The following is a 9,135-nucleotide window of genomic DNA, read 5'->3' on the forward strand; positions in this document are numbered from 1 at the left end:
AATGACTTTTGCCAAACCGCCTAAAGCTCAGTAAATTCAGCAAAGTTCAGGGTTTTGGGGGTTAGAGGCATGCTCCCAAACTGGGGGCTTGTCCCACCTGCCAAAGGAACAGGCTTTCGGCCCCAAGGGGATGAATGCTCCAGGGATCCAGGCCAGACCCAAACCACCCGTAGGGATCGACGGCAGCTGGTTGGCCGGAGTTGGTGTTGTCGAAGCGACGCACCTCGAAATGAAGATGGGGCCCGCTGGCACAGCCGCTATCTCCCGATAGGCCGATGATTTCTCCTGGGGCCACCACTTGCCCCTCCTGCACCCCAACTTGGCTGAGGTGGGCGTAGAGGGTTTCCCAGCGGGGAAGGGTTCTTCTGTCTGCTCTCTCCCCATCGGAGAATTCTGGCTCGTGCAGAAGGCGCACCCGCAACCCCCTGACCAGCCGGCCCAAGCTGGGGCAAAAAAACTCCGGCTCCTCGCGGGCCAAGGTGACCCGTCCTGCGGCAGCGGCCAGGATCGGGGTGCCCACCGGCATCTCCCAGTCATAACCGGCATGGCCATCGCTTTTGCCACACGGGTGCAGCGGGTCGGGGATCCAAACCTGGCCTTGCCCACTCACAAACCGTCTGTTGCCATCCCTCTCCCCCAAAGGCAGATCATGGTCGAAGAGATTGGTGACGGGAAATTCTCCGACAAAGGGCTTGTGCAAAAAAGGCCGGTAGGGTGGCAGTGGGGTCGGTGGCGGATCCCCCGGATGAAAGCGTCGCTCCAGCTCCAGCCGGTAGTTTTCCAGATCCCGACGCTGGGCGGGATCTTCCGTGTGCTCTCGTAAGAGATCCACCAGCCGCAGGGCTTGCACCCAGTCCTGGCGCTCTACAGCACGAGCCAGTTGGGCGTAAACCCCCACCAGGGATCCCTGCGGCGAAGACGGGGAGGAGACCTGAGGAAAAACGGGCGATATGTTTACGAATTGATACAATAGACAGCAAAATATCAGCAGTGTCACCGTTAGCGGTGGTGACATCCCTGCCCAGAGGGCCATCCCAAGTAGGCCGGCCTGCAAGCAAGCGGGCTTGTTCTTGGCTTCGGGCTCTCTCTTGGGGCCATCCGCTTTTTCCCTCAGCCGCCGTATGGGTTGCAAGGAGACAGAGCGGCTTCGCTTAACCACTCTTCGGGAGTTTCTCATGCGTTGGTTCTCGTCCTCTGGTGTTCTCGTCAGCCTGCCTTTCCAGTCTTCTGTTGGGCGAAGTGTTCTGCCCCTGTCTGGCTCGATTTGGCAGCGGCTGGAGGCCTTAGCTCTGGGTTTGCACATTCTGTCTTTGCTTTTTGGGTTGGCAGGGTTGCTCTGGGTTGTACCGCATCCCGAGTGGGTGGCCAGTTTGCCCCCCATTGGCCTTCAAGCCTTCTCCTTGAGCATGGGCAACGGCGGCGTTGCTTACATGGTGTTCGGCGCGCTGGCAGCAGCTCTGATGGGATCCCGGCTGTTGGGGATGCGGCGCCTGTTGATGTTTTTGATCCCGGCGGTGGGCATTTCCTTGGGCAGTGAGCTGTTGGGCACCAGCACCGGGATCCCTTTTGGCAACTACGGCTACCTGAGTGGGCTGGGCTACAAGATTGCCGGTTTGGTGCCTTTTACCATCCCTCTGTCTTGGTTTTATGTGGGGTTGTCGTCCTATTTGTTGGCGCGTGTGGCTCTGCAAACCCAGCGCCACTGGTTGATCCACTTCGAGGCCATCATGTTGGGGGCCCTGCTGCTCACCGCCTGGGACTTCGTGCTGGATCCGGCCATGACCCGCGGCTTGATCCCGTTTTGGACGTGGTTTCAGCCGGGGCCCTTCTTCGGTATGCCGCTGCAAAACTTCGGGGGTTGGATGCTGACTGGGGCTGCCTTCATGACGGTGGCCAATCTGCTGTGGGGCGAGGATCAACCCATCCTTGACCGCCGCCAGTTGGTGGGGCCGCTGGTGCTCTATGTAGCTAATTTTGCTTTTGCCCTGTTGATGAGCCTGGGCTCCGGCATTGTTGCGCCGGCGGGGCTGGGCCTGTTGTTGGGGTTGGGGCCCGCTTTGGGGTTGTGGTGGAGTGCAAAGACCCCATCCCGCTATTGCGAAAGGACTCCGTCCCGCTATCGCGACCAGCCTGAGCCGCCTTCCCATCCCCAAAAGGACTCTGTCCCGCTATTGCAAACGGTTGAGGGAGAGGCAGGTCAAGCCTGGGATACTTTGGAGGATCCCGGTTGGGTTGGCGCGAAGTAAGCCGGCCCTAACCCTTCCTCGGCGAGATCCCTTGGGTTGTCCAGGCCATGAACTTCTGCAGCGACAATGTCACAGGCGCCTGTCCTGAGGTGATGGAAGCCCTGTTGGCCCTCAAGGGATCCGCCATGCCCTATGGAGGGGACGAATGCACAGCGCAGGTGCAAAGGCTGTTTGCCGAGATCTTCGAGCATGAAGTGGCAGTGTTTCCGGTGGCAACAGGATCTGCTGCCAATGCACTGGCCCTTTCGGTGCTCACCCCGCCCTACGGGGCGATTTATTGCCATCCCGAAGCTCATATCAATCTGGACGAATGTGGAGCGCCGGAGCTGTTTACAGGTGGGGCCAAGTTGGTGGGGATCCCAGGGGAACAAGGCCGTATCGACTGGGGCAACTTAAAAGCAGCCCTGGAGCGGGCGGGGTTTGGGGTGGTTCATCACGTACAACCTGCCTGCCTCAGCCTGACCCAAGCCACCGAGGCCGGCACCCTCTACTCCTTGGAGCAGCTCAGATCCTTGGCGGATTTGGCCCATCACTTTGGCCTCAAGGTGCATATGGATGGGGCTCGCTTCGCCAACGCCTTGGTCGGTTTGGGCTGCACCCCTGCCGAGATGACCTGGAAAGCGGGGGTGGATGTGCTGTCCTTTGGGGCCACCAAAAATGGGGCCTGGGCTGCGGAAGCGGTGGTGTTTTTTCATCCAGATCAGGTGGGCGATTTTGAGTTTCGTCGCAAGCGCAGTGGCCATCTGCTCTCGAAGATGCGCTTTTTGTCTGCCCAATTGCAGGCCTATCTCCAGGATGGGGTGTGGCTGCGCAATGCTCGCCATGCCAACGCGATGGCCCAACGGTTGGCGCAGGGACTGGGATCCCTGCCGGGAGCCAGGTTGGTGTATCCTACCGAGGCCAATGAGGTTTTTATCGAGCTGCCGGAGCCGGTTCTCCAGGCCCTAGAGGGAGCGGGGTTTCGGTTTTACCGCTGGCTGGGGGAAGGTCACCACTTAATCCGCCTGGTGACGGCTTTTAACACTTTGCCCGCAGATGTCGAGCGCTTCTGCCAGGTGGCTCAGCAAGCCAGCCGTTTGCAATAGGCGGACGGAGTCCTTGCAGCTGACCGGGGATCCCCCTGGCCAAAGGCCTGAGCATCCCAAGGGATCCCTGAAGGCTGTTCATCGGCTCGTCAATCCTTAAAGTGGGTGCTGTCGCGACTGGGCTTTTTCTCCAGGCAGGGCGAGGCGGAAGTCGATCCCGTTTTCTTCGAGTTGTCCTGTAGCAAACCGATCAGCAGGCAGGCCACCCCAAGGTTGATGGCCACATCCGCCACGTTGAATACCGGAAAGCGAATCCAGATCAAATTAAAAAAGTCCACGACATAGCCGTTGACGAAGCGGTCGATGCCGTTCCCCACCGCTCCTGCCCACACCAAGCCATAGCCGGCCTGTTCCCATCGGCCCAGGATCCCGCCGCGGATGGCCAGCAGCGCCAACGCCAGCGCTACCCCCAACGAGATCCACTTCAAGAGCTCTGCCGAATCTTCAAACAGGCTCCAAGCAGCGCCGGTATTCTCCACGTAGGTGAGGTGAAACACCCCTGGCCACAGCTCAATCTCTGGCCCCGGCAGCAGCCGTTCTACCGCCCAGCGCTTGGTCGCCTGATCCAAGATCACCCCCAGGATCCCGGCCAGCCAAAAGCCTTTGTTTTTCATGTCGTCTTGGCCTCAATCACGTCCACCGGCAAGAGCGCCCCGATGAGCACTTTTCCCATCCTGACATGCCGCTCTTCTGCCGGCTCATTGCCCAGAAGCTCAAGGGCGGAGCTCTGGACTCGAAGTTGGGCCTGTAACGGGATCCAACACCGGTGAGTGGCCTCAGAAGCGATTGGCCGCCTCTGGCTTGAGAGGAGCAGCAAGAAAACCGTCCAGCTTAGGCAACTGGACGGGGATCCCCTGGGGGTGGACAGGATTGGCTACCGACCCTGCTGCTCCAGGGAGCGGCGCAATTCACTGGCCATCTGCATAAACTCTTGCGGATTGCCCGCCTTGCCGTAGGAGGAGCGATCTTGAACCTTTTTGCCGCTGCCTTGGCGGGTGCGGGTGCTGAGCAAAGAGCTGGCCATTTCCATGAACTTGGCAGGATTTCCCTCGCTGCTGCCCCGCACTAGAGGGGCGCGTCCGGCACGAGTGACAGCCATAGATACCTCAATTTTCACAAATGAAATGCTTGTTACATTTTCTCACAAGGGATCCGCGATCAACCAGGGCCAGCGTTTCTTTGCTGTTACAGCGACTCCGGCCAATGCTTGGGGATCCTTCTAAGCCGCAAACCTTGCCTGAGGTTGGAAAGAGCCATCAGCGAGTCGTGGTTTTCTCTTGGGTCAAGTGATGGATCAGCCAAATGGGGAGCACCGTCAGGCCAATCACCCCCAGAGCCACCACGCTGATCACCGGGCGCTGCCGAGGCTTGGTGAGCTGGCTAAACACCCAAATCGGCAAGGTTTGCTGCTGGCCGGCGGTGAAGGTGGTGACGATGATTTCATCGAAAGACAGGGCAAACGCCAGCAGGGATCCCGCCAATAGGGCCGAGGCCAGTTCGGGCAGAAGGATGTAGCGAAAAGTTTGCAGGGGATTGGCCCCCAAGTCGGCAGAAGCCTCCAGTTGAGAGCGTCCCATGCGGCGAAACCGGGCCAGCACGTTGTTGTACACCACCACCAGACAAAAGGTGGCATGGCCGATAACAATTGTCCAAAAGCTGAAAGGGATATGCAGCAAATGGATCGCCGAGCGCAAGGCAATCCCGGAGACAATACCTGGCAAGGCGATGGGCAGCAACACCAAAAATGAGATCGTCTCGCGGCCAAAAAATCGGCTGCGATAGACAGCCGCTGCCGCCAGGGATCCCAGCACCACTGCCACTCCGGTAGCCAGCAAAGCCACCCGCAAAGACAAAAACAAGGCCCGCCAAATATCGGCCCGCCCCCAAGCCACGGCAAACCAATGCCAGGTCAGCCCCGGCAAAGGGAAGCGCAAGGTCGCCTCATCGGGGCTGAAGGCATAAAGGACGATCACCAGCAGAGGAAGATGGAGAAAGAGCAGCACCCCCAGCGAGAACAGGATCCAAAGCCATTGGCCGATGGGAAAAGGGCGAATCGGCATGGATGAGGGAGAATACAGAGCTGGATGGGGAACAGTCTACAGGTAGAGAAATGGTCTGTGAAATAGCCTTGTAGGGAAGCAGCCTTTGGCAAGGACTTTAGATTGCTTGGCCGACTTTGGAGCTCCAGTCGAGCAGAGCATCCCAAACCCAGATTAAACTCGCAGCATGATCGCGTTTTTAAGCGGCCACCTTGTGGCCATCGAATGGGGAGAGCGCAGCAGCCTCACTGTTGAGGTGCAGGGGATCGGCTATCGCGTCAAGGCCCCAGGACGTTTTCTCAAGCAACTGCCTGCAGTGGGGGAGCCCGTCCGGGTGTTCACCCATTTGGTGGTGCGAGAGACTGAGCTGGTGTTGTACGGGTTTGGCTCGCCAGCCGAGCGGGACTTGTTTGTGGAACTCATCAAAGTCTCGGGGGTGGGGCCGGCTTTGGGCTTGGCCCTGCTGAATACCTTCAGCCTGCCGGAGCTGGTGCAGGCGGTGGTGACCGAAAACGTGCGCCTGCTCTCCCTCACGCCGGGGGTAGGCCATAAAACGGCCCAACGGCTGGCCCTGGAGCTGAAAACCAAGCTGGCCCACTGGCGACAGGGGGTGGGAGTTGCGGATCAACCCTTGGCCGGAGGGCCGCCCATGCCCATCCGAGAAGAGGTGGAAATGGCCTTGCTGGCCCTGGGCTACAGTGCTCAGGAAATTCAAGCTGCCCTGCAAGCTCTGCCCACTCACCCCCGCCCAACAGAAGACTGGCTGCGGGATGCCATCACCTACCTGAGCCAGCAGCCATGAAGCACCGCCGCATTGCCATTCTGGGTGGAACCTTCAACCCTGTGCACCATGGCCACTTGATCATGGCAGAACAAGCTCTTTGGCAGTTTGACCTGGATCAGGTGCTGTGGATGCCCGCCGGGGATCCCCCCCACAAGCCTCTGGCCCCTGGTGCCAGCAAAGCCGACCGCCTGGCCATGGTCAAGTTGGCCATTGCCGACCACGAGCGCTTCGCCTGCTCAGAGCTGGAGATCTGCCGTCCGGGGCGCTCCTACACCATCGAGACGCTGCGCACCCTCATCCAGGAGCAACCCAATACCCAGTGGTACTGGATCATCGGCGTGGATGCTCTGCGGGACCTGCCCCAGTGGTATCAAGCGGAAGAACTGGCCCGCCTCTGCCATTGGATTGTTGCCCCACGGGTGGATGCCGGCGATGCCGCCCAGGTGCTGCAGGCGGTAGCCGAAAAGTTGCCCATCCAAGCCCAAATCCTGGAAGCCCCTACCCTGACGCTCTCTTCCACTTACCTAAGGCAGCAAATCCAAAAGGGAGGGTCTATCCGCTACCTGGTGCCCCCTGCTGTGGAGCACTATATCCGTCAGCACCGCCTCTATCTGCAGCCCTAAAGGAAAAAAGGGGGCGGATCCCCCCGAAGGGGGAACGTATCCACCCCTATTAAACCCAAGCAGGGCAAGGAATGCAAGACCCATTTGCGAGGGATCCGGAAAAAAGTCGGCAAAAAGAGCTGCGGCGAGGGGGTTTTGGGGCTGGAAAGCCTTGTGGCGCAAGGCATCGAGGGATCCGACGAAAGAATCGGCCTTTGCGGCTTTTGGCGGATCGCTCGCGGAGGCGTTGATACCGTTTGGGTGTTGTCTTGGAAACAAGGGTGAGTACCCGAGCCTCAACCGGAGTTTGCGGGGCTTGGCGATTGCCCAAGGCGTGCCCCCTAGCCGCGGGTGTAGCCGGCTGGGGGATGAAAGCAGATACGATGTTTTCAACTTTTCACAGTCGGAGAAATCTCATGAAAAAGTGGATTGCCTCGACTACAACCCTACTCTGCTGTGTGCTTGTCCTGGTTTTGTTTTGGCCCCATGTTACCTCTGCCCAGGGGCAGACTCTCAACCTCTACATCTGGTCAGAATACATCGATCCCGACATCCTCACCGCCTTTGAAAAAGCCACCAATAGCCGCGTGCTGGTCAGCGTGTACGAATCCAACGAAGACATGGTGGCCAAACTGCGGGGGGGAGGCACCAGCCAGTACGACATTGTTGTTCCCACCGACTACATTGTGCCCAACATGTTGGAGCTGGGACTGCTGCAGCCTCTCAACAAAGAATTGATCCCCAACCTAAGCAACCTGGGCGAAAAATTTGTCGGCCTGCCCTTTGATCCAGAAAACACCTACACCGCCGCCTATCAGTGGGGCACCACCGGCATTGGCTACCGCAAAGACCGCCTGCCCGAAAACTTTGAACGCTCTTGGGGATTGATTTTCGACCCGCAGCAGCAGTATGGCCCCTTTGTGATGATCGACGAGATGCGCTCCATGATCGGCGCTGCTGCCGTTTACCTGGGCTTCGATATGAACACCACCGTTCGCTCCGAACTGCAGCAGATCCAGCAGCTTTTGATCGACACCAAGCGCCGCAGTGCCGGCCTAATTGGGGGCGTGGGGGGCAAAAACCAACTGGTTTCTGGAACGGCCAATGTAGCCATCGTCTACAGCGGCGATGCCCTGCAAGCTGCCGAAGAAAACCCCAACATCGGCTATTTTGTCCCCCGCGAGGGTGCCCACATTTGGCTGGATGTAATGGCCATTCCCGCCCAGGCCCCCAACCCCGAGCTGGCCAATCGCTTCATCAATTTCATCCTGGATGCTGAAGTCGGCGCTCAACTGAGCAACCACAACCGCTTTGCCACCCCTAACGCTGCGGCGCTGCCGATGATCAACCCAGAAGATCTGCAGAACCCGGCCATCTACCCCGACGAAGAGGCCCTGGCCAAACTCACCTACCTCAAAGTGCTGTCAGGGGAAGAGCTGCGCCTCATCGACGCCCTCTGGACAACCGTGAAAAGCAGCTAGGGATCCCTTTCCTCTCAGCTACCGCCTCAGTGGGGCAGAAGCGAGCAGGCTAGAATGAGCGGATCCCCTACGCCATCGACCGCTACGTGAGAGAGACCCAGCGCCTGTTTGGAGTGGTGGAACAAGCCTTGATGGAGTCGGAGTACCTGGCGGGCGACTACTCCATCGCCGATATTACCAGCTTCCCCTGGATGCGGGGCTATGAGCGGCAAGGGTTGGACATCGAGCCATTTCCCAATCTCAAACGCTGGTTGGCAGCCATCGAAGCCCGTCCCGCCGTGCAGAAGGGCTTGCAACTGCTGGCAGAGGTACGCCGTTCCCTCGAGCAGCTCCTCAGTGACGAGGAACACGGGATCCTGTTTGGCGACCGGCAATACCAAAGGTGCTGATGCCAGAGGAAAGGGACAATCTTGTTAGCTCTCGACATAAAACTTGACACTTTTTAATATCTGAGCCACATTAAAGATGTCACCTGTTGATGGAGCTAGAACCATGGAAAACCAAGAAGCTAAGTTTGGCTTTACCACCTTCGCCGAAAAATGGAATGGCCGTTTGGCAATGTTGGGCTTTGTGATCGGCGTTGCGACCGAGTTGCTGACCGGCCAAGGGATCCTCTCTCAAATCGGCCTGATGTAATCCCGGTGGGCCTAGGACACTGCTGTAGATCCTTGCTTGCCTGGCTGTAGTTTCCACCCTCTGCAAAGCAGCCAGGCTTTCGCATTGCCCTCGATTCTGGATTTAGGTCTGAATGAATCCAAATGGAAGTGGAAGCGAAATGCAGGCTGTTAAGTCCAGCTTCCACTGCCTTGCTTCTGCCGCTGACTGATACATTCACGCTGAACTCTCCTGAACATGGTTCAGGAAAGAAGCGATCGCATCCTGCCTATCTCTGAGCAGG

General features: G+C 58.7%; 11 protein-coding genes. 7 read left to right on the plus strand and 4 right to left on the minus strand.

The features are described from left to right. Nucleotides 1-61: 61 nt before the first annotated feature. Entirely contained in the window at nt 62-898 is an 837-nt protein-coding gene (locus tag NW870_RS12480; RefSeq protein WP_414375546.1) for a M23 family metallopeptidase, read from the minus strand. A gap of 277 nt (nt 899-1,175) precedes the next feature. On the opposite strand from NW870_RS12480, the gene cruF reads away from it, so the two are divergent. Both cruF and NW870_RS12490 read left to right on the plus strand, forming a co-directional pair. Beyond that, entirely contained in the window at nt 1,176-2,246 is a 1,071-nt protein-coding gene (gene cruF / locus NW870_RS12485; RefSeq protein WP_414375548.1) for a gamma-carotene 1'-hydroxylase CruF, read from the plus strand. Between the two features lie 47 nt (nt 2,247-2,293). Then, nucleotides 2,294-3,331 carry a threonine aldolase family protein gene (locus NW870_RS12490; RefSeq protein WP_414375549.1) on the plus strand — a complete coding sequence of 346 codons (1,038 nt, stop codon included), beginning with the start codon at nt 2,294-2,296 and terminating at the stop codon, nt 3,329-3,331. 89 nt (nt 3,332-3,420) lie between these two features. Here the strand turns inward: NW870_RS12490 and lspA are convergent, their stop codons facing one another. From lspA to NW870_RS12505, 3 genes are all read right to left on the minus strand, one after another. Continuing rightward, nucleotides 3,421-3,945 carry a signal peptidase II gene (gene lspA / locus NW870_RS12495; RefSeq protein WP_414375550.1) on the minus strand — a complete coding sequence of 175 codons (525 nt, stop codon included), beginning with the start codon at nt 3,943-3,945 and terminating at the stop codon, nt 3,421-3,423. A gap of 260 nt (nt 3,946-4,205) precedes the next feature. Beyond that, nucleotides 4,206-4,430 (minus strand): hypothetical protein, encoded by a 225-nt coding sequence (locus NW870_RS12500; protein WP_414357256.1) that lies wholly within the window; start codon nt 4,428-4,430, stop codon nt 4,206-4,208. Nucleotides 4,431-4,587: 157 nt separating this feature from the next. After that, nucleotides 4,588-5,391: an ABC transporter permease gene (locus NW870_RS12505; protein ID WP_414375552.1), complete on the minus strand. Its 804-nt coding sequence runs from the start codon at nt 5,389-5,391 to the stop codon at nt 4,588-4,590. Nucleotides 5,392-5,557: 166 nt separating this feature from the next. Here NW870_RS12505 and ruvA point away from each other — a divergent pair, with 166 nt between their 5' ends. From ruvA to NW870_RS12530, 5 genes are all read left to right on the plus strand, one after another. Further along, nucleotides 5,558-6,172: a Holliday junction branch migration protein RuvA gene (gene ruvA / locus NW870_RS12510; RefSeq protein ID WP_414375553.1), complete on the plus strand. Its 615-nt coding sequence runs from the start codon at nt 5,558-5,560 to the stop codon at nt 6,170-6,172. Then, the gene (gene nadD, locus NW870_RS12515) at nt 6,169-6,777 is read left to right on the plus strand and encodes a nicotinate-nucleotide adenylyltransferase (RefSeq protein WP_414375554.1); all 609 of its coding nucleotides are present in this window, start codon (nt 6,169-6,171) and stop codon (nt 6,775-6,777) included. Before ruvA ends, nadD begins: the two co-directional genes overlap by 4 nt. 395 nt (nt 6,778-7,172) lie before the next feature. Further along, entirely contained in the window at nt 7,173-8,237 is a 1,065-nt protein-coding gene (locus NW870_RS12520; RefSeq protein WP_414375556.1) for a spermidine/putrescine ABC transporter substrate-binding protein, read from the plus strand. Nucleotides 8,238-8,323: 86 nt separating this feature from the next. Beyond that, entirely contained in the window at nt 8,324-8,626 is a 303-nt protein-coding gene (locus NW870_RS12525) for a glutathione binding-like protein (protein ID WP_414375558.1), read from the plus strand. Between the two features lie 76 nt (nt 8,627-8,702). Beyond that, nucleotides 8,703-8,873: a chlorophyll a/b-binding protein gene (locus NW870_RS12530; protein ID WP_011432158.1), complete on the plus strand. Its 171-nt coding sequence runs from the start codon at nt 8,703-8,705 to the stop codon at nt 8,871-8,873. The last annotated feature ends 262 nt before the right edge of the window (nt 8,874-9,135 follow it).

The organism is Synechococcus sp. R50.1 (assembly GCF_047462115.1).
In the GTDB taxonomy this organism is placed as follows: domain Bacteria; phylum Cyanobacteriota; class Cyanobacteriia; order Thermostichales; family Thermostichaceae; genus Thermostichus.